The organism is Facklamia miroungae (assembly GCF_012396555.1).
Taxonomy (GTDB): Bacteria; Bacillota; Bacilli; order Lactobacillales; family Aerococcaceae; genus Facklamia; species Facklamia miroungae.
On the sequence record NZ_JAAXPS010000001.1, the window covers coordinates 26685 to 44631 of the forward strand.

29 protein-coding genes are annotated in these 17947 nt (G+C 31.4%); 22 read left to right on the top strand and 7 right to left on the bottom strand.

Annotated elements, in window-relative coordinates; genetic code table 11:
* Window positions 1-73 precede the first annotated feature (73 nt).
* The 5 genes from rpsP (at window position 74) to rplS (ending at window position 2541) form a co-directional block, all read left to right on the top strand.
* Window positions 74-346: a 30S ribosomal protein S16 gene (gene rpsP / locus HF969_RS00185; RefSeq protein WP_090288748.1), complete on the top strand. Its 273-nt coding sequence runs from the start codon at window positions 74-76 to the stop codon at window positions 344-346.
* 38 nt (window positions 347-384) lie between these two features.
* Window positions 385-657, top strand: coding sequence for a KH domain-containing protein (locus HF969_RS00190; RefSeq protein ID WP_090288749.1), 273 nt, complete (start codon window positions 385-387; stop codon window positions 655-657).
* Between the two features lie 168 nt (window positions 658-825).
* Window positions 826-1350 (top strand): ribosome maturation factor RimM, encoded by a 525-nt coding sequence (gene rimM / locus HF969_RS00195; RefSeq protein WP_090288750.1) that lies wholly within the window; start codon window positions 826-828, stop codon window positions 1348-1350.
* Window positions 1340-2068 carry a tRNA (guanosine(37)-N1)-methyltransferase TrmD gene (trmD, locus tag HF969_RS00200; protein WP_090288751.1) on the top strand — a complete coding sequence of 243 codons (729 nt, stop codon included), beginning with the start codon at window positions 1340-1342 and terminating at the stop codon, window positions 2066-2068. The genes rimM and trmD overlap by 11 nt, the downstream gene beginning before the upstream one ends.
* A gap of 125 nt (window positions 2069-2193) precedes the next feature.
* Complete coding sequence (gene rplS, locus HF969_RS00205) at window positions 2194-2541, top strand: 50S ribosomal protein L19 (RefSeq protein ID WP_090288752.1); 348 nt, start codon at window positions 2194-2196, stop codon at window positions 2539-2541.
* Between the two features lie 107 nt (window positions 2542-2648).
* Here rplS and HF969_RS00210 read toward each other — a convergent pair whose 3' ends face one another.
* Complete coding sequence (locus tag HF969_RS00210; protein ID WP_090288753.1) at window positions 2649-3770, bottom strand: tyrosine-type recombinase/integrase; 1122 nt, start codon at window positions 3768-3770, stop codon at window positions 2649-2651.
* 183 nt (window positions 3771-3953) lie between these two features.
* Here HF969_RS00210 and HF969_RS00215 point away from each other — a divergent pair, with 183 nt between their 5' ends.
* Window positions 3954-4745: a hypothetical protein gene (locus HF969_RS00215; protein WP_090288754.1), complete on the top strand. Its 792-nt coding sequence runs from the start codon at window positions 3954-3956 to the stop codon at window positions 4743-4745.
* On the opposite strand, the gene HF969_RS00220 is transcribed toward HF969_RS00215, so the two are convergent.
* From HF969_RS00220 to HF969_RS00235, 4 genes are all read right to left on the bottom strand, one after another.
* Window positions 4734-5414 carry a hypothetical protein gene (locus tag HF969_RS00220; RefSeq protein WP_090288755.1) on the bottom strand — a complete coding sequence of 227 codons (681 nt, stop codon included), beginning with the start codon at window positions 5412-5414 and terminating at the stop codon, window positions 4734-4736. The genes HF969_RS00215 and HF969_RS00220 overlap by 12 nt on opposite strands.
* Window positions 5415-5629: 215 nt before the next feature.
* Window positions 5630-7039, bottom strand: coding sequence for an SNIPE associated domain-containing protein (locus tag HF969_RS00225; protein WP_090288756.1), 1410 nt, complete (start codon window positions 7037-7039; stop codon window positions 5630-5632).
* Window positions 7040-7134: 95 nt separating this feature from the next.
* Complete coding sequence (locus tag HF969_RS00230) at window positions 7135-7542, bottom strand: ImmA/IrrE family metallo-endopeptidase (RefSeq protein WP_090288757.1); 408 nt, start codon at window positions 7540-7542, stop codon at window positions 7135-7137.
* Window positions 7543-7554: 12 nt separating this feature from the next.
* Window positions 7555-7872, bottom strand: a complete 318-nt coding sequence (locus HF969_RS00235; protein WP_090288758.1) for a helix-turn-helix domain-containing protein — start codon at window positions 7870-7872, stop codon at window positions 7555-7557.
* Window positions 7873-8182: 310 nt separating this feature from the next.
* On the opposite strand from HF969_RS00235, the gene HF969_RS00240 reads away from it, so the two are divergent.
* Window positions 8183-8428: a hypothetical protein gene (locus tag HF969_RS00240; protein ID WP_090288759.1), complete on the top strand. Its 246-nt coding sequence runs from the start codon at window positions 8183-8185 to the stop codon at window positions 8426-8428.
* Here HF969_RS00240 and HF969_RS00245 read toward each other — a convergent pair.
* Window positions 8386-8697, bottom strand: a complete 312-nt coding sequence (locus HF969_RS00245; protein ID WP_090288760.1) for a hypothetical protein — start codon at window positions 8695-8697, stop codon at window positions 8386-8388. The two genes, HF969_RS00240 and HF969_RS00245, sit on opposite strands and share 43 nt — an antisense overlap.
* Before the next feature lie 64 nt (window positions 8698-8761).
* On the opposite strand from HF969_RS00245, the gene HF969_RS00250 reads away from it, so the two are divergent.
* The 3 genes from HF969_RS00250 to HF969_RS00260 all read left to right on the top strand — a co-directional run bounded on the left by HF969_RS00250 (window position 8762) and on the right by HF969_RS00260 (window position 9567).
* On the top strand, window positions 8762-8953 hold the full coding sequence (locus tag HF969_RS00250) for a hypothetical protein (RefSeq protein ID WP_090288761.1): 192 nt from the start codon (window positions 8762-8764) through the stop codon (window positions 8951-8953).
* Window positions 8954-9085: 132 nt separating this feature from the next.
* Window positions 9086-9385: a hypothetical protein gene (locus HF969_RS00255; RefSeq protein WP_090288762.1), complete on the top strand. Its 300-nt coding sequence runs from the start codon at window positions 9086-9088 to the stop codon at window positions 9383-9385.
* Entirely contained in the window at window positions 9385-9567 is a 183-nt protein-coding gene (locus tag HF969_RS00260; RefSeq protein WP_090288763.1) for a hypothetical protein, read from the top strand. The genes HF969_RS00255 and HF969_RS00260 overlap by 1 nt, the downstream gene beginning before the upstream one ends.
* Here the strand turns inward: HF969_RS00260 and HF969_RS00265 are convergent.
* On the bottom strand, window positions 9556-9906 hold the full coding sequence (locus tag HF969_RS00265) for a hypothetical protein (RefSeq protein ID WP_090288764.1): 351 nt from the start codon (window positions 9904-9906) through the stop codon (window positions 9556-9558). The two genes, HF969_RS00260 and HF969_RS00265, sit on opposite strands and share 12 nt — an antisense overlap.
* A 184-nt stretch (window positions 9907-10090) precedes the next feature.
* On the opposite strand from HF969_RS00265, the gene HF969_RS00270 reads away from it, so the two are divergent.
* From HF969_RS00270 to HF969_RS09795, 12 genes are all read left to right on the top strand, one after another.
* A complete protein-coding gene (locus HF969_RS00270) occupies window positions 10091-10294 on the top strand; it encodes a helix-turn-helix domain-containing protein (RefSeq protein WP_168427117.1) in 204 nt (67 codons plus the stop codon).
* A 99-nt stretch (window positions 10295-10393) separates the two neighbouring features.
* Entirely contained in the window at window positions 10394-10609 is a 216-nt protein-coding gene (locus tag HF969_RS00275; protein WP_090288766.1) for a hypothetical protein, read from the top strand.
* A 50-nt stretch (window positions 10610-10659) separates the two neighbouring features.
* Entirely contained in the window at window positions 10660-12660 is a 2001-nt protein-coding gene (locus tag HF969_RS00280) for an AAA family ATPase (RefSeq protein WP_090288767.1), read from the top strand.
* A gap of 4 nt (window positions 12661-12664) precedes the next feature.
* Entirely contained in the window at window positions 12665-13558 is an 894-nt protein-coding gene (locus HF969_RS00285) for a recombinase RecT (protein ID WP_090288768.1), read from the top strand.
* 2 nt (window positions 13559-13560) lie between these two features.
* Entirely contained in the window at window positions 13561-14265 is a 705-nt protein-coding gene (locus tag HF969_RS00290) for an MBL fold metallo-hydrolase (protein WP_090288769.1), read from the top strand.
* Window positions 14266-15231, top strand: a complete 966-nt coding sequence (locus HF969_RS00295) for a phage replisome organizer N-terminal domain-containing protein (protein ID WP_090288770.1) — start codon at window positions 14266-14268, stop codon at window positions 15229-15231.
* A gap of 13 nt (window positions 15232-15244) precedes the next feature.
* Window positions 15245-15640, top strand: coding sequence for a DUF1064 domain-containing protein (locus HF969_RS00300; protein ID WP_090288771.1), 396 nt, complete (start codon window positions 15245-15247; stop codon window positions 15638-15640).
* Window positions 15641-15648: 8 nt separating this feature from the next.
* Window positions 15649-16179, top strand: a complete 531-nt coding sequence (gene ssb, locus HF969_RS00305; protein WP_090288772.1) for a single-stranded DNA-binding protein — start codon at window positions 15649-15651, stop codon at window positions 16177-16179.
* Window positions 16180-16310: 131 nt separating this feature from the next.
* On the top strand, window positions 16311-16439 hold the full coding sequence (locus HF969_RS10015) for a hypothetical protein (protein ID WP_281241357.1): 129 nt from the start codon (window positions 16311-16313) through the stop codon (window positions 16437-16439).
* A 10-nt stretch (window positions 16440-16449) separates the two neighbouring features.
* The gene (locus tag HF969_RS00310) at window positions 16450-16866 is read left to right on the top strand and encodes a DUF722 domain-containing protein (RefSeq protein WP_090288773.1); all 417 of its coding nucleotides are present in this window, start codon (window positions 16450-16452) and stop codon (window positions 16864-16866) included.
* Between the two features lie 385 nt (window positions 16867-17251).
* Entirely contained in the window at window positions 17252-17488 is a 237-nt protein-coding gene (locus tag HF969_RS00315; RefSeq protein WP_090288774.1) for a hypothetical protein, read from the top strand.
* A 165-nt stretch (window positions 17489-17653) separates the two neighbouring features.
* On the top strand, window positions 17654-17869 hold the full coding sequence (locus HF969_RS09795) for an HNH endonuclease signature motif containing protein (protein ID WP_281241367.1): 216 nt from the start codon (window positions 17654-17656) through the stop codon (window positions 17867-17869).
* Window positions 17870-17947 lie beyond the last annotated feature (78 nt).

A 17947-nucleotide genomic window follows, 5' to 3' on the forward strand; every position in this document is an offset into this window, starting at 1 on the left:
GGAAAAACCTTTACAGACTATTTTTTTTCTGTTATTATTCATAACTGTGATATAAGTTTTGGAGGTGAAATACATGGCAGTTAAAATTCGTTTAAAGCGTTCTGGAGCTAAAAAGCGTCCTTTCTACCGTATTGTGGTAGCTGATGCGCGTTCTCCACGTGATGGTCGTATTATCGAAAAGATCGGTATCTACAATCCTGTCTCAGAACCAAGAGAATTAGTAATTGACGAAGAAAAAGCATTAGAGTGGTTAGCAAACGGTGCTCAACCATCTGATACAGTTCGCAACTTACTATCAAGTCAAGGAATCATGCAAAAATTTCATGAATCTAAAAGTAGCAAGTAGCCTGATCAATAGCGTCAAAAGATAAGGATGTGCTCTCAATGACAGAACAAATCGAAAGTTTAATTCGGACCATTGTGGAACCTTTAATAGATCATCCAGAGGAGTTTGAAATTGAACTTCATGATACTGAGGAGTTTATGGAGTATCATTTAATCTTACATCCTGATGATGTGGGACGAATTATTGGTAGAAAAGGCCGCGTTATTCGAGCAATTCGAACCATTGTTTATAGTGTTCGTTTGCGTGATCAAAAACGCTCACGCATTGTAATTGCTGATGACCTAAATGAAAACGAAAACGAAGAAGAATAAGTAACTAGGTTTTATCGTTATTTTTCTATTTAAAGGCACTAAACTAAGTTCAACTTAAGTTAGTGCCTTTTTGTATGCTAGTTAAGAAAATTTAAACTTTAACCATTGGACAGGGAGTTTATAATTTAATACTATTTACTTACGAGTGAATAAACAGGAGGATCAACTATGCAATATTATCAAGTCGCCAGAATTGTCAATACTTTTGGAATTAAAGGACAAGTAAAAGTTTTGATGGATACCGATTTTATCGAAGAAAGATTTGCTGAGGGTAATCGCTTATTTATACTAAAAGATGGAAAGAGTATTCAAGAAGTGACAGTTCAGTCGATTCAAGACCATAAAGGATCCTACTTGGTGAAATTCAAAGAGTATAATAATATTAATGAAGTAGAATTTTTTAAGGGGCTAACCTTGGCAATTTCTGCTCAAGACCAACAAGAACTAGAAGAGGATGCTTATTACCATCATCAAATCATTGGCTTATCAGTTTATACAATGCAGAATCAAAAATTAGGAACGATAAAAGAAATCATTTCATTAGGATCCAATGATGTTTGGGTGGTTAAAGCTGATAAAGCGAATCAAAAGGATATTTTACTTCCTTTCATTAACGATGTTGTCAAAGAAGTAAATTTAAATGAAGGAATTGTTCGTGTAGAACTAATGGAGGGACTTGTCGATGAAAGTTAAGGTATTAACACTTTTTCCGCAGATGTTTTCACCTATGAATGAATCGTTAATGAAGACGGCACAAGAAAAAGGCATACTTGAGTTTTCAACCTATGATTTTCGTGATTTTGCTATTAATAAACACGGTCATGTAGATGATTATCCCTATGGGGGAGGCGCGGGAATGTTACTAAGGCCAGAGCCAATAGTAGAATGCCTTGAAAGTCTTAGCTTAAATGACAAGACACCAATTATTTTAGTAGACCCCATCGGTAAGCCGTTTACGCAATCAATGGCTCAAGAATGGGCGACCAAAGAAGAATTAGTCTTTATTTGTGGTCATTATGAAGGGTTTGATGAACGAATTCGTTCTTATGTTACTGAAGAAGTCTCATTGGGAGACTATGTCTTAACTAATGGAGAGTTACCAACCATGGTGATGATAGATGCCACCGTGCGGTTAATTCCCGAAGTTGTAGGAAATGCTGAATCGATCGTCAGTGAATCTTTCCAAGATCATTTGTTAGAGTACCCTCAGTATACGCGACCGCAAAATTTTCGTGGTCAGGAAGTTCCGGATGTCCTATTAAGTGGTCATCATGAGCGAATTGACCAATGGCGCAAAAAAGAAAGTTTTAAGCGTACAGCAAAAAGAAGACCGGATATCTTAACAAATCGTTCCTTAAGCATCGAAGAAGAACAATGGTTAGAAGAATTCAATAATTCAACTCAAATTTAAAAATTGAGTCTTTACAAGTTTTATATTTCTTGTATAATTATTAAAGTGGTCAAATGACCCGAATTAACGATATTCCGCTAAATAAAAAGACTATTTAAGAATATTTGTTGGAAGGAGAAATGCAAATGAGTAATTTAATTGATAAAATTACCCAAACTCAATTACGTGATGATGTCCCTGATTTCCGTCCTGGAGATAGTGTACGTGTTCATGCCTTGATCGTTGAAGGTGAACGTGAACGTGTACAGATTTTTGAAGGCTTAGTGATTAAGCGTCGTGGCGCTGGAATTAGCGAAACATATACGGTTCGTAAAATTTCTAATGGTGTTGGTGTAGAACGTACTTTCCCTGTACATTCACCACGTGTAGCCAAATTAGAAGTAACACGTAAAGGTAGAGTTCGTCGTGCTAAATTATACTATATCCGTTCATTATCTGGAAAAGCAGCACGTATCAGAGAACGCGGACGTTAGAAAACACTCGGGAAGCCTATTGTATAGGCTTTCTTTTTTTATCTAAAAATTAGTTTTGATTTAAGAAATTCAGATAAACTACCATAAGGGGCAAAAAAGGGGCAGAATTAAAAATTAAATGACAATTCATCAATTGCAGACTTCAACTCACTTTTCATCGAATCACTAAAATGATAGTAAATATCTTCAATCATTCTTGTATTTTTATGTCCAACATGTTCTGCAATTAAATGGAAAGGAATTTTATTCTCAATCATACGTACTATGAATGTATGCCTAAAATAGTGTGTAGTGACTTCTTTCTCTAGTCCTGGTGTTTTCTTAATAATCCGATTTAAACTGCCTGGATCTAAAATTTTGCCGTTTTTAGTAATGAATAAGAGAGAGTTGGTTGGTTCTATCTGTTTGTATTTAATCATTTTTAATTTGGTGCAACGGATTTGTTCATGAAGTAAATTAATTGCTTCTTGATTGATATTAATGATTCTGGAACTATCGTGCTTTGGAGGTCCAAATTCTTTTAACGCATGGTTAAAGTTTCTATTAATGTTAATAGTTTTATTTTTAAAATCGATTTGTTCTTTAAAGTCTATTGACAATAATTCATTGATACGTGTACCAGTCAATAGCTGCAATTTGATAATTCTAGCCATTTCACTTCTGTTTGTTGTTTCTAGGTAGTTAATAATTGTATCTATTTCTTCTTTCTCTAGATATTTATCAGGGTTGGTTTTTGAAACATTTAATTTTTCAATTTGAAGTTCTTCATGTAAGTTTTTTTGAAAATAGCCTAGTTTCTTCCCGAATTGAAGAATTAATGACAAGGTATTTTTATAGCCAGCTACTGTAACGTATGCTAAGGTTTTTTCAGTTAGGGATAAAAGGTAGTTATTTAAAACGGATGTTGTAATTTTGTCAGTTTTTATATCGCCTAACACTTCTTTAAATTTATCTGTGTGGACCTTATGAACTATCTTCGTTTGTCCTACTGATTTCTGCTCGTCAATAAGTAGCCATTTATCAATTAACTCTGAAAAGGGAATAGAGCGCACGTCCAATTCGTTGAGGCTTTTCTTTATTTTATCTTGGAGTTTAATAAGCATTTGTTCTCTAATGGCTTTAGTGTTCTTCAAGTTGGTTATAGATACTTTTTTTATTTTTCCCGTTAGGGGATCCTCGTATCTCTCACAAAATTTGTACTTACCATTGGGTAAATCTTCAACCCACATAGTTATTTCTCCTTTCTTTTGCTATAATAGGGTATGAAAAAGAGAGCCTTTTAACAGGCTGCTTTTTTGTATTAATCAAATATTAAGTGATTAGCTACATTAGCTTATACTTCTTTATTTAAAAAATTTTGTTTCTATTGTATAATAAAAGCGAACAAACGTTTTGTATAGGAGGGTTATAATATGAGAAAAATAATGAAAAATATATTTTTATTATTGTTAGTATTAATTCTAATTTATTATTTCATTGGTGAATCTCTTTTATTTTTTAATAATTTTTCTCAATTTACTTTACCCGATATTCTTATAAATTTTACTGAACTTGCTAGTCTTGTGTTTTTAATTTTCAACTTCGTTTATAAAAATATAAATACAATTTTTGAAAAAGTTGAACGTCTCAAAATGTATTTATTAAATCCTACTGTCGATTGGGATATACAAACTATATATCACATAGATGAATTAGATGAAAATTTTATTAATAAAGTATTTGAAAAACTTTCAAACGAATACGATACTTTTAAAATGCCGGATAGTTATCTAGAAAATTTATCAAAATATTATATTGATATTGAAAATAATCGTTATACTTTGTCAATTGAAAATATGCCTATAAGTGATTTACTTGAAATAAGATTCATGCAGAATTATCGTATTTCCTATCGAGAATCGTATAAGAATTTGCATTATGAATATTCTAAAATTGAACAAGACATACGTATGGTTTTTAGTAATACAAAATCAATAAAATTTTTGTTAACTATTAAATTTGATGAGTTAAACCCTTTTTACAAAATCACTCTAAAAACTTATAATAAGTTAACAAAATTCACTTTTAATATGAAGTATACTATTGAAGGTTGCGATGTGAGAGTGAAAAATAATGAAATGACAATTAGTTCTGACTGTTTAAAAAAAGTTGAGGATATATCAAAAAAATATATTGCTCTTTCTAATAATAGTTTATTTAATTAAGCTATTATAAATTCGTATGAGTAATTTTAATTGATTTTCAGGAGCCAATTGATCATCATATAAAACTATATTCCCTTTTTTTGAAATACCACAGTAAATTTCAGATTTATCAAACTTGTAAATGAAAGTTACATAAGTTGCTTTATTACGATCTATCGCTTCGATAACATCAGTTTCATCGTCAACTTTTATGCCGTGGTAGCTTTCAGTGTTTACACCAGTTTTTTCTACATTAATCCAAGCTGATTTTAATTCTCCAACTTTTGATAAAATTTCTTTTATATTTATGTTCAAAATATCAAAATCGAAGTGTTGATAATGTTCCTTCAATTCTTTTAAAAATTCCTTTGCAACATCTTTTTGAGAACGAATGATAATAATATTTTCATTCTTTAAATAGTAAAGGTTGAATTGCTTTGGTTCATAATAGTAATTGAAGAATCGGTCAAATACCTTTCCCTTCTTGTTTAATTTATAATCAAAATCAATTATATAGTTTCTAATCAATTTGTTCTCTTTAAAAAACTCAGTTTCAAATACCATACTTGTTTTACCGTCTCCCTCAGTAACTTGAACTTCTTGTTTATCAGTAAATGCAAGTTGTTCAGCAGGAGAGATTTTAAAGTCATCTTTAAAGTTACTCACTTTTGCTATTAAATAAGAATTCAATGTATTCACCTACTTATTTTGATATAATTAATGTAGGCATATATAAATGTCTTTTTCATCCTGCTTCTCAATAAGTAAGTTTTGGAGTGGGACTTTATCAAACAGTCATAATTTACTCTTGGCGGGGTGGGTTGTGGCTGTTTGTTTGAGTATATATTTTAGTTTTCATTAAAAATATTTGGTGAAGAAAGATAGTTTAATTATTTTAAGATTATTTAAGCTTGTTTACGAAGTGATTCTCTATATTCAAGAGCTTCTGGTTCTTCATAAAAAGTTACTGTCTTGTCAAATTTTTCATGAATTAAGGATTTAATTTCACTTAAATTAACATTGAAAAATTCTTTTCTAGAATTCACTTTGTTAACTTCTCTATTTCTAAAGTGATTATGCAAAAGGGTTTCTAGTGCAGGGGCATCTTCGCTAAATATTAAAGCATGAACATCAAATTTAAATGGAACAGAAGCGCTTCCTAATTCATTAATTCTATCCATTGGCTCTAGACGTCTAGTCATACCAATTTTAAAAATATTTTCTCCAAAAGAACCTATGTTTGAAATGATATAAACAAAACCTGCTCTTGTATTTGTCTGTCTTTGACGAACATTCTCTTTATCAGTCTCAAGTTTTTTGAGTTTATTTTCTAAATCTTTTATCTTTTCAGCATAAATTTCTCTTTCGACATCACTATTAGATTTATTTAAATAAGACATCATTTTGTTAATTTCATTATTGAATTGCTGTTCTTCTTTTTCTAGCTTTCTTCTCTCATCTTCAAGTTCTTTCTCAACACGTTGTTGCTCTCTAATCTCCTCCTTTTGAGCTCGTAATAATTCTCGTTCAGTTTCTTTCTTGATTTGATATTGATATACAATAGAAAGATGCGATAACTTTAATTTCAAATAATCTTTATCGAGTTTAACTCCGTCAACTTCAAATAATTTATTAAGATTTTCATAAGATTTCATTATTTTATCTCTATATCTATCAATATTTTTAGAAGAAACATTGCTAATATAATAATCTGTTTCAGTATTAAAGCTTCTAATCAATTGCTTCAATTGTTTATTGGTTTCTGTATTATTATATTTTTTACTAAAAACTAAAGCTTTAACAGCATCTTTTTCTTTCAATTTGTGCATGGCTAACTGATTTTTTATTTCGTCTGATGTTACATTATCATCAAACTCAACAAAAGTTTGTTTTTCAAGATATTTATCTGTGTTTTCATTGATAAAATATTGAATTTCTTTCTTCTTCTTATTTAAAAATTTAATTTCTGATTTAATAATATTTTTTGATTCTTCTAATTCTAGTCTGTGTTCATCATTTAATTTTTTTAATTCCTTTTTAAAGTCCGATATTTTGACACTTTGTTCTTCTTTTAAGGAATTTAGATTATTATTAAAGTTTTCGATTAATGATTTATGTTTTTCATCAAGCTGTTCAACGCTTTGATATTTGCTAATGTATTCTTCGAATTTATTGCGATTCAAAGTGGAATACTTTTTCTTTTTAAGAATTACCAAAATAATAGCGATTATTAAGGAAACTCCATACGCTGGCCACAAAGCAGAACAGACTATTATAAACCAGTCTTTAAAATAAAAAGGGACTTTTTCTTTCATTTTTTTCCTCCTAAAATATGATATATTATTATTGTAATATTAAACCCTTAGGGTAGCCACTTACTAAGTCACCAGCTTATGAGTGGTTTTTTATATTAAATAACACCTTTTCTTTTGTAATTATCGATTGCTTCTTCAATAAACTGCTCGTCGACACCAAATTCTTCCGCTAATTCATAACGCATAACAGCGTCTTTCTTCGCAATAAACTCCAATAACTTTTCTTTAGGCACTAACTTCCTATGCCCCCATTCACGCCCCTTTCGTTCTAATTTACGATTAAACAATATGGATTGATCAGTAATGTCAATTCCTTTAGGTAATGTTTTATAATGACCAATTTCCTCTGATAGAACACATATAGCTTTATCAAAAGGTAAAATGTTGTTTAAGTAGACGGTATGATCACAGATTAATCCTGGTAATTTATCTGGAATATTTTTATCGAATACAAAAGTTAATTCATTATCAAACTCTGCCAACAATTTTTCAAAGGCATTCATATAATCACCAACTTATTTTCTGTGTTTTGATTTTATAAACTCAATGTAATCTTTAATATCTTCCATTTCCTCTTCAGTAAAATCTCCATCAATATGTGCTGCTAGTAAAAAGTTGTCATCATCTTGGATATTAGGATTGTCAGTTCTTCCTAATAAATAGTCTATAGAAACATTAAAGTAATCAGCAACTTTTTGAACGTTTTCTGTTTTTGGTGAAACGTCATCCCATCTTCTAAGTTGACCATTTGATATTCCGATTTTCCGTTCTAATTCAGCAAAAGTAATTAGCTTAGAGTCACATAACGTTTTAATTCTGTCAACTAAACCCATTAATATCAGCCTTTCTAAGGAACGCTAAGAATTCCGATAACTTTTATGCTAATTTTAAGTTGACAAATAGCATCTAAATTATTATACTTAGCATGTAAGTTAATTCGTTAGTTAAACAGTAATTAAATTACGCCCAAAAAATAACTAATGATCGTTCCCCAACGAAATAATAAGCTAAGTTGTAGGCTTTTTAAGTCTTGTTTAACTACGTCTATACAATAGCACAAAAGTTATTAACGGTCAACATTAATAACAAATAAACTAACGAATTACCTTACATTATTAAATGATTGAAAGGAGGAGATAAGAAATGAATTACTTGAATAACAAAATTTTCTTAAATGAAATAGAGATATTAATTGATTTAAGAGTAAAAGCTTTATTAAAAAATTCAGCGACCTATGATGAGGCGATAAAAAAAGCCAAGTCTCACAGACTTGGGTATAAGTACGGTGAACTTGGCTCAGTTATTGATGAAGAAATAAACAAAAAAATTGTTGAAGTAAATACGAATCAATCGATTAATTCTATTTTAACTACAGCTTTAGAGGAATAGATTAGTGTTTCATCATTTTTTAAATAGAAGTAGGGATAATTTTCTAGCACTTCGACCATAGCAGGAAGTATCCCAGCGTCAACATGAAGATCAAGGTCAAGATAGCTGATTACTGAGGCGGTCTTTGGAAACATGAATTGTATTTTTTTTGTGGATTCCTCGTCACCATATAAGGCTTCATTTTTTGAAAATCGAATTCCAAAAAACTCACTTTCTGTAGAAACAATAAGTTCACTTTTATCTGAAAAAATCAATTTAGCCTTGTCCAAAGTATTTTCACATCCTTTCTAAGGAGAGTATACCAAAAAAACTATAGAGAAAGGAGTTGATTTAATGCCAGAAACAATCGAAGCAAGACAACGTGTTTTAGATTACAAAGATCAAAACAAAATATCTTATGAACAATTAGCTGTCATGACTGGCTATAGCAAACCAGAGATATTTAATGCTTTAACTGGCAAGTCAAAAACACCAAAGTCTAATCAGATCATTTTGAAACTTATTCAGATGTTTGGACTGGCTTAGAAAGGAGAACTAATATGAACTGCCCAGCATGTCATATAAAAATGGTAAATACAAAAGAAACCAAAAAGACAATTACTTATTACTGTTCTGTTTGCAATAAAGTTAGATGTAAGAGAAAGGAGAATACAAAAAATGGAGATAGTGAAAGTAAGACCAGTTATCCAAATGTGGCTTTATAAAAAAGATGTTGAACAATTAATCGGTAGAAAATCTACATCTGCACATAATTTCTTAAGAGATTTTGAAAAGTTTTGTAGATCAAGACCAAATTACTTCAAACCTGTAAAACCATTTCAATCAGACAGTCACTCAACTACTCAATATAACTATTATGCAATTGTTCATTTTTTTGAGAATAGAGAATTGCTTATGGCTGGAACAAGGTCAATTAACTTTAAAAATGATCTTGAAAGATTAAAGGAGGCCTATTAATGAATAAATTATTTAAAAATATCGCCCTAGTCACTACAGGATTGGTAGTCGGTGTAGTGGGAGGGCGAAGAGAAATAAAAGAATCTAAAAGTAATACCATCAGCGAGGTGGATCTATTTAAACAAAGAATTTATTCATTAGAACTTATCGTTCAGGATTTGTTAGATAGATTAGAAAAATAAATCTAAATACTTTTCAAATGTTTCTCTATTAACTTCTGAACCATATTTTTCTGAAACTACTTTATCATTTTTAACAATCCAATGATCGATATCTTCTTTTTTAAAATTAATTTTCACTTCATTATCATATTTTGATGCTTTTAAATAATTATCATTATAAGTAATCGAGTTAGATCCCGGATATATTGACGCTTTAGATGTATCTATTTTACCGGCAACTTCCCTATAAATCTCATTAAGAAAATTACTAAAATCAGCTAATTTATCATCTAACAATGCATCTTTAGAAGTATATCGAGCATCTTGTAACATATGTTGTGCGAAATCTTCTACTTTCATTTTATTCACCTCACTTTCTATATATTTATTAATAACTGAAAACGTGGTGAGATGGTACACACCAACGTCTCATATAATTCCGTGAGATCAATTATTAACAAATCAAATTTATCACAAGACAGATACATAATCAACGAGATATGGTTAATGCTTAGTACGACACAATATTTGGGGGTGTGACACTTTGGATAGATTAAAAGAATTGATAAAAAAAGATGGACGAAGTCTTTATCAAATTGCTAAAAGTTCTGGATTAGCTTACTCATTAATTCATAACGTCGTGAATGGAAAGACAAAGAACACAATACAATTAGACACTGCTTTTAAATTAGCAGACGCATTAGGAGTGGATGTAAATGAATTCAGAGAGGAAAAAGAAGATGAATAAACAACAAAACATAATTTTTGCAGTACTGTCTTCAATAATGGCATTTATCTTAGCTTGGCCAATGATCGCATACGTACTTTATAAATGGGGGGTGTACTAATGGAAAAAGTATTAATACAGGCAATTATATTAGATAAAGAACTGTGTGAGTATCTTAGAGGAATTTTCAAAGAAGGGTGTTTATTAAATCATCAAATTTTATCAACTATTCATCGAGGTAAGAAACAAATTATCTCACGCGACCTAATGTTCAATCAATTGAAGATGGAAGAGGAATATCAAAAAGAAAAAGCCTCCGCTGGCACGGAAGCTTAGAAAATTTAATTTCATAATTATTATAACATAAAAAAGAAAGGAAGAGGTAAATGTTAATTCAGTTAGAAGAAATGAAAATCAGGAACTTTAAAGGGTTTAAAGATTATACATTTAAACCAAATGGGAAAGATGCGGATGTATTTGGAGATAACGGAACAGGAAAAACAACTTTATATGATACTTTTCTATGGTGTCTATTTGGCAAGAATAGTATTGATCAATCAGATATTAAGTTTGATTGGAAACCACTTGATAGCGAGGGTAATGAAGTTCATAACTTAGAAACGGAAGTCATTTTAAAGCTTTCAATTGATGGTGAACAACGAGATTTCGCAAGGAATATTACCGAAAAATGGACCAAAAAAAGAGGATCCATTGAACAACTGTTTGATGGTCACACTACTACTTATTATATTGACGGTCTCAAGGTTAAGCAGAAAGAGTACAAAGATCAAATTGATTCATTGATTAAAGAAGAAAATTTCAAGATGCTGACAAATTTAAATTATTTTCCTGAAGTAATGACTTGGAAAGATAGAAGAATCATGTTGATCGAAATAGCAGGAAATATCAGTGATGAAGATGTTATTAAAGAAAATTCAAAATTAAGTCCTTTGTTAGATTTAGATGAAAAACTTTCTATCGAGGATCATCTAAAACTTACGAGACAAAATAAAAAGCAAGTCAACCAGCAAGTGAACGCATTACCTGGTCGGATTGATGAAGTAGAAAGAAGCTTACCAGACATTAGTATTTTAGATAAAAAAGTTATTGAAGAAGAAAAAGCTAAGATTATTGAAGAAATCGAAAAAGCTAATGAAGAGAAGCAAATGATAAAGAATGGTTTTTCAGATATCCAGATAAAATCAGAACTTTCAGAAATAAAAGGTTTTTATCGAGATTTAGATATTAAACATAGTGAATTAATTGAGGAAGATTTAATTGATTTAAAAGATTCTATAGAAGTTAAAAAAGAGAAACTCACAAGTTTAGAAGATCTTCAAAGACAAAGAGAAAAAGACCAATTCGAAAGAGAACTTAAAATATCAAGTTTAAAAAATGATCAGGCTATCAATTCTGAAATCAAAGGGAATTTAATGCAGAAGTTTTATGAGTGTAGAGATGAAACGATACCATCCTTTGAAGAACATTCTGAAATTTGTCCGACTTGTGGCCAGGTATTTCCAGAAGATCAAATTCTAGAACTTCAAAAGAATTATGAAAAAAAGGTTAAGAAATTTAATCTTAAAAAAGCTAATAAATTAAGTGAGATTCAAGAGAAAGGTAAAGCTGTCGCTGCAAAGATTGATCAGTTAAATAAAGAGATTAGGTCATTACAGAACAGTCAATCAGAGACAGTTTCTTCCGAAAAGATTACTCAATTACAAAAAGAATTGTCAGAATTAAATCTTCAGTTATCTGAAAGAAAATCAGATAAACGTAAGTTTGATGAAACAGAAGAAGCCAAAAATATTATAAGACAGATTCATGATAAAGAAGACGAATTAAACGGTGGCCAAGAGATAGCCAAAGAAAGAATAGTAGCTATTGACAGTAAATTAAAAGAGTTAAATGAAATGGTAAGTAATAAAAATAATTTGCTGTATCAATTTGATTTATACGAGAAACAAAAAGAACGCATGAATGAACTTATTGATGATCAAAAGAAATTAGATAAAGAATATGGCAAGTTAGAGCAACTTGAATATCTAATCGAAGACTTTATCAAAACTAAGGTCGATATGTTGACAGATAGTATCAATAGTCATTTTAAAATCATTAAATTTAAGTTATTTGGTGATGCAATTAACGGTGGTTTGATTGAAATGTGTGAGCCAACTGTTAATGGTAAAAATTATTCTACAGGATTGAATAACGCTGCAAGGATTAATGCCAGTCTAGATATTATAAATACTCTGATGAAATTCAATGATGTTTATCCACCAGTGTTTGTTGACAATGCGGAAGGAATCAATGAATTGATTGACATCGATACTCAACTAATTACTTTGAATGTTTCTAAAGATCAAGAATTAAGAATAGGAGAATAAAAATATGGCAAATGAATTAGCAATTTTACAAAAAGATATCACAGATTCCATTAATAACAGAGTGAATGAAATGCAAAGTGAGGGGTTAGCACTACCAAAGAACTATAACTTCTCAAATGCTTTGAAGAGTGCCTTTTTTAAACTTCAAGAAACCTATGATAAAAATCGTAAGCCTGCTTTAGAATTTTGTACAAAAGAATCAATTGCTAATACGTTATTAGACATGGTGACACAAGGGCTAAGTCCAGCCAAGACGCAATGTTACCTTGTGGTTTATGGTGATAAATTACAATTGCAAAGGTCATATTTTGGCACTCAAGCAGTTCTTAAGCGATTAAGTGAAGTCAAAGATATATGGGCAAATGTTATTTATGAAGGTGATGACTTTGACTATGAAATTAAAGATGGTCGAGAACGCTTTTTAGCTCATAAGACAGAATTAATTAATCGTAACAATCCTATAGTAGGAGCTTATGCGGTTATTAGGACAAGCGAAGAGGAAGAATTATTGACAGTAATGACCATGAAAGAGATTCAAACTTCATGGAGTCAATCTAAAACATCGCAAAATGTTCATAAGAAATTCCCACAAGAAATGGCAAAACGGACAGTTATTAATCGAGCTGCTAAAGTCTTTGTTAATACTTCTGATGACAGTGACTTGTTAGTAGAGACTATCAATCGAACTACAGAAAATGAATATGACAGTGACACACCATCTATTAAAGATGTGACTAATGAGATCCAAGAAAAAGCGAATAAAGATGTTCTTGAGTTTGATCCAATTGAACCTAAGAAGGTTCAAGAACCTCGTGAAAATATCATAGATGCTTCAGATGTTAGCGAAGTTCAATCAGAACATAGTGAACAAATCAATATTCTCGAGCCAGAGTTCTAGTTATGAAAATTACTAGTTACGGATCAAGTAGTGCTGGCAATTGTTACTTTATCGAAGATAAGGGGCAGTTGCTTATGCTAGAAGCTGGAATTAATCTTAAAAATATTAAGCATGATATTTCTGAAATTGATGGATTACTTATCTCGCACGAACACAGTGATCACGCTAAATATACAAAACAAATTATTAAAAGATGCGCTAGTAATCTTTATTGCACAAAAGGAACTTATGAAGGAATACAAGATAAGCCCGATAGTTTCCGCTTTATGCAAGTAAAAAGTAAGCAAGCTTTCAATATCAATAAGTGGCGCATATTACCTTTTGATATAGAACATGATGCATTAGAGCCAATTGGCTTTTTAATTGATACACCAGGAAATAAACGTATCTTATTCGCTACTGATACTTATTATGTACGATATAAGTTTAATAATGTGACTCACTTAATGATCGAGTGTAACTATCACTTGCCTGGTTTACAGCATAATTTTGAGCTTGGTCTGATTGATAGAAAAAGATATACAAGATTACTTACTAGTCATTTTGAATTAAATAACGTTATTCAATTTTTAAAAGCTAATGATTTTAGTCAACTTGAAGAAGTTTATTTATTACATTTATCTGATTCAAATTCTGATGCTAATTTGTTCAAGGAAAAAATAATGGAAGTGACAGGAGTACCAGTTTATATATCGGGGAGTGATTAAATGGCAGATATAAAGTGGATTAAGTTATCCGTCAATATGTTTGATGACGAAAAGATAAAACTCATTCGCACTATGCCAGAAGGTGACTCTATCAGCATGATATGGATTCAAATGCTTTGCCTTGCTGGCAAGATAAATGACGGTGGGATGATCTATATGGGACAAAATCTAGCATATTCTGATGAAATGTTAGCAACTATTTTAGGTCATCCAATTAATATCATGAGGGCCGCTCTCAAAACCTTAGAGCAGTTTTCTATGATTGAAATTAATGATGACGGAATGATAGACATTGTGAATTGGGAGAAACATCAAAATATTGAAGGTATGGAAAGAGTTAAAGCTGGAGATGCAGAAAGACAGAGAGTCAGATATTATCGAAAAAAAATTAAGGAACTTGGGTATGATCCTTTCTCTGATGAATTTCCAAAATCATCTGAGGCGTTGAAAGAAGTATATAGCAAGCTAATCAATAATACTCACGTGAGGCTAACGGTGCCTCACAGACCAGAAGAAGATAAGAATAAGATAAGAGAAGATAAGAATAAGAATATAGATATAAATAATAACAATCTTCAAATTGTCGTTAATTTCTATCAAGAAAACATCGGTCAAGCAAGTTCTTTTGTTGTTGATTCCTTACGAGACTGGTCAGAGATTATAAGTCCTGATGTAGTTATGGAAGCTATTAAAGTAGCAGTCGAAATGAATATTAAAAACATGAAGTACATCAATGGAGTATTAAAGAACTGGCTTAATCGGAATGTTAAGACAGTGGAAGATGTTAAAGCTCTAAGAGTAGAGCATGAAAACAAAAAAGCTAAACAGAACTATAATCAGCAAAAGAAAATTGAACCAGTTCCATCTTTTATGACGAATAAACAAGAAGTGAAATCAGAAGTTGTTAGTGAAGAAAAACAACAAGAGATAAAGAAGAAGTTAAATAACTTACTTAAGAAAGAATAGGAGGCAATATTAATTGACATTCTATCCAAAGAAGAAGCATAAATACAGAGCAAAGAAAGTAGTTATTGATGGAATTACTTTTGATAGTAAAGCAGAGGCTATGTATTACAACCACTTGAAATTTTTAAAGAAGGCTGGAGTCGTTAAGAACTTCAGTCAACAAGTGGAATATATACTTCAAGACAAATTTGAACATCCTAGTACAGGAAAGACAGTAAGAGCTATTAAATATGTTCCTGATTTCTTAATTGCATACACCAATGGTAAGAGCGAAGTGGTAGATGTAAAGGGAATGCAGACTAAAGAGTTCAAACTTAAAGCCAAGCTATTTATCAATAAGTATCAAGTGCCCTTAACATTGGCAAAATACGATTACAAAACTGGTAAATTCATTCATGAATATTTTTAGGAGGGATTATTATTAACACAGTCCAATTAATAGGGCGTCTAACTAAAGAATTAGACCTCAAACATACTCAATCAGGCACACCAGTTGGAAGCTTTACTCTAGCGGTAAATAGAAGTTTCACTAATGCAGATGGTGAAAGAGAAGCTGATTTTATAAGATGTGTCATTTGGAGAAAAGCAGCTGAGAACCTAGCTAACTTCACACGTAAAGGATCCCAAATAGGTATAGAAGGATCCATTCAAACAAGAAACTATGATGATGATCAAGGAAATAAAGTTTATGTCACTGAAATTAATGTGAGGAATTTCCACTTGTTAGAATCTAAAGAAGTCACAGAGCAACGACCAGTAGCAAATAACAACAAAAGCAATAACCAACAACAATATACTCCAAATCAACAAACCAAGACACAAGGAAGCTTTTCAACTAATGAACAATATAATCAACCAACACAGCAACAACACAGCTCACAGATACAAGATTTCACTCATATGAGCATGGAAAAGACTGAAATTAATGAAGATGATCTTCCATTTTAGAATATAAATAATGAAAGATAGAAAAGTTACTTTGAATGAGGAAAAAGGGAGGATAACTGAATGCACCTAATCATCCTAATAATTTTAGTAATAGCGACAATGACTGCAATATATCGAAAGGACGAGCTTGAGTGAAAGAAAGCAAAACTTATGACTACTTTGACGCAAAAAATAATGAAGAATCTATGCGAGAAGCAAATTTGAAGTATGACGAAGTGCTGGCGGTCGAAGAAGTAACATCGAGAATGAATCTGATTTAGGGGTGATTGAGTGAGAAAATCAACTTTTGTACAAATCGAATGTACGCTGAGTGAGTATCCAGATTATGAAAGACTTTTAAGAGAAAGAAAAAATGAGATACTTTATCCTTACAATGAATTTCAAGATGAAAATATTGGAGGTAGTAGGTCGCCAAAAATTAGCAACACAACTGAAAGTAAAGCTCTGTCTCTTGTAAAGGATAAACAACTTAACCGTATTAAATTTCAAAAACAGGCGATTGAAAAATGCTTAGATCATTCTGGAAGGGGTGTTAAAGAGATTATTAAAATGTACTACTTCACTAAACCGCGAGTGAAAACGTGGGAAGGGATAGCGCAGGACGTCAACTTCAGCAGAAGACAATGTATTAATTTAAGGAATAACTTTTTCAGTAGGCTTGCTGATGAACTGGGATTCATTAAATGATTGCACTATCGTTGCACTTTAGATGGGTAAATACGTGTTATATTTGTATTGTGGAAAGTTGAAAGAAAGACCACACTTCATTCCTTTTCTATTTTAATTCCAGTTGATGCAGTTCGCCTATGAGCGATTGGAAAACTAACAGACTGGTGGCTATTATGGTCAGTATATAAAATAAAAGTCTATGTGTTGAGTTATAAAATATTTAAAGATAAATGGCTTAGCAATCGATTGGATATTAGCAAGGTTCGATACCTTGCCGATTGCATAGCGGATTGTGATTAGTCCGCATATTCGAACAACCAGATCACCTCCTTTCTTAACCACCCTATACGACGAGGGTGGTTTTTGATATATTTTATTTATTAAATAATGAGGAGGTGATAATATGCTGATGAGTCAATTAATAAGATTAGAATATGAACATAACCATTTCTTAAATATAAGACTTAATATTGAAAATGAGATGAATGATAAAGATGTTCTTATTCAAGTAAAGCGAAAAATTGACAGAAAAGTTGTTGAGATTTGCGAAGATGAAAGCGGACAACAAATTCTAATAAATTTTTCTGAAGTGACAAATGCAAAAATTGTTCCAAATAATGGAAGATTCACTGGATTCTAACCATACCAAAGACACCCCATCAGGTGTCTTTTTATTATGCATAAGACCAAAGGATAAATGCACATGAACAAACAGTTCCTAGCTAAACTAAACAGATGGATTGCAGAGGACAATCTCATAAGGTTCTATCACTCCACACAGTGGCGCAAGGTTAGAGCTATGCGAATGAAGATAGACAACAATGAGTGTCAAGTGTGCAAGGCAGAAGGCAAGCATACGCCGGCAGAGATGGTCCACCACGTAGTCCATGTGAGAGACAATCCGATGCTTGCATTATCTTTAGAGAACTTACTGAGCTTATGCAATATATGTCACAACAAAGAACATCCAGAGAAATTATTGTTAAATAAAAAGAGATTCACAAACGAGGAGAGATGGTAGACCCCCGGGTCGATTTCAAATGAAATCAATTCGGGGAACCAGACAACGGGGAGGGGGGAAGACTCCGGAAAAATATTC

Coding starts and splice junctions, on each gene's coding strand:
- trmD (WP_090288751.1), top strand. CDS start 1,340: ATGAAAGTTAAGGTATTAACACTTTTTCCGCAGATGTTTTCACCTATG.
- HF969_RS09795 (WP_281241367.1), top strand. CDS start 17,654: ATGAAGATAGACAACAATGAGTGTCAAGTGTGCAAGGCAGAAGGCAAG.
- rplS (WP_090288752.1), top strand. CDS start 2,194: ATGAGTAATTTAATTGATAAAATTACCCAAACTCAATTACGTGATGAT.
- HF969_RS00315 (WP_090288774.1), top strand. CDS start 17,252: ATGCTGATGAGTCAATTAATAAGATTAGAATATGAACATAACCATTTC.
- HF969_RS00260 (WP_090288763.1), top strand. CDS start 9,385: ATGAATAAATTATTTAAAAATATCGCCCTAGTCACTACAGGATTGGTA.
- HF969_RS00235 (WP_090288758.1), bottom strand. CDS start 7,872: ATGGGTTTAGTTGACAGAATTAAAACGTTATGTGACTCTAAGCTAATT.
- HF969_RS00210 (WP_090288753.1), bottom strand. CDS start 3,770: ATGTGGGTTGAAGATTTACCCAATGGTAAGTACAAATTTTGTGAGAGA.
- HF969_RS00295 (WP_090288770.1), top strand. CDS start 14,266: ATGGCAGATATAAAGTGGATTAAGTTATCCGTCAATATGTTTGATGAC.
- HF969_RS00290 (WP_090288769.1), top strand. CDS start 13,561: ATGAAAATTACTAGTTACGGATCAAGTAGTGCTGGCAATTGTTACTTT.
- HF969_RS00280 (WP_090288767.1), top strand. CDS start 10,660: ATGTTAATTCAGTTAGAAGAAATGAAAATCAGGAACTTTAAAGGGTTT.
- HF969_RS00215 (WP_090288754.1), top strand. CDS start 3,954: ATGAGAAAAATAATGAAAAATATATTTTTATTATTGTTAGTATTAATT.
- HF969_RS00225 (WP_090288756.1), bottom strand. CDS start 7,039: ATGAAAGAAAAAGTCCCTTTTTATTTTAAAGACTGGTTTATAATAGTC.
- HF969_RS00285 (WP_090288768.1), top strand. CDS start 12,665: ATGGCAAATGAATTAGCAATTTTACAAAAAGATATCACAGATTCCATT.
- HF969_RS00265 (WP_090288764.1), bottom strand. CDS start 9,906: ATGAAAGTAGAAGATTTCGCACAACATATGTTACAAGATGCTCGATAT.
- rpsP (WP_090288748.1), top strand. CDS start 74: ATGGCAGTTAAAATTCGTTTAAAGCGTTCTGGAGCTAAAAAGCGTCCT.
- rimM (WP_090288750.1), top strand. CDS start 826: ATGCAATATTATCAAGTCGCCAGAATTGTCAATACTTTTGGAATTAAA.
- HF969_RS00275 (WP_090288766.1), top strand. CDS start 10,394: ATGGAAAAAGTATTAATACAGGCAATTATATTAGATAAAGAACTGTGT.
- HF969_RS00190 (WP_090288749.1), top strand. CDS start 385: ATGACAGAACAAATCGAAAGTTTAATTCGGACCATTGTGGAACCTTTA.
- HF969_RS00240 (WP_090288759.1), top strand. CDS start 8,183: ATGAATTACTTGAATAACAAAATTTTCTTAAATGAAATAGAGATATTA.
- HF969_RS00255 (WP_090288762.1), top strand. CDS start 9,086: ATGGAGATAGTGAAAGTAAGACCAGTTATCCAAATGTGGCTTTATAAA.
- HF969_RS00250 (WP_090288761.1), top strand. CDS start 8,762: ATGCCAGAAACAATCGAAGCAAGACAACGTGTTTTAGATTACAAAGAT.
- HF969_RS00230 (WP_090288757.1), bottom strand. CDS start 7,542: ATGAATGCCTTTGAAAAATTGTTGGCAGAGTTTGATAATGAATTAACT.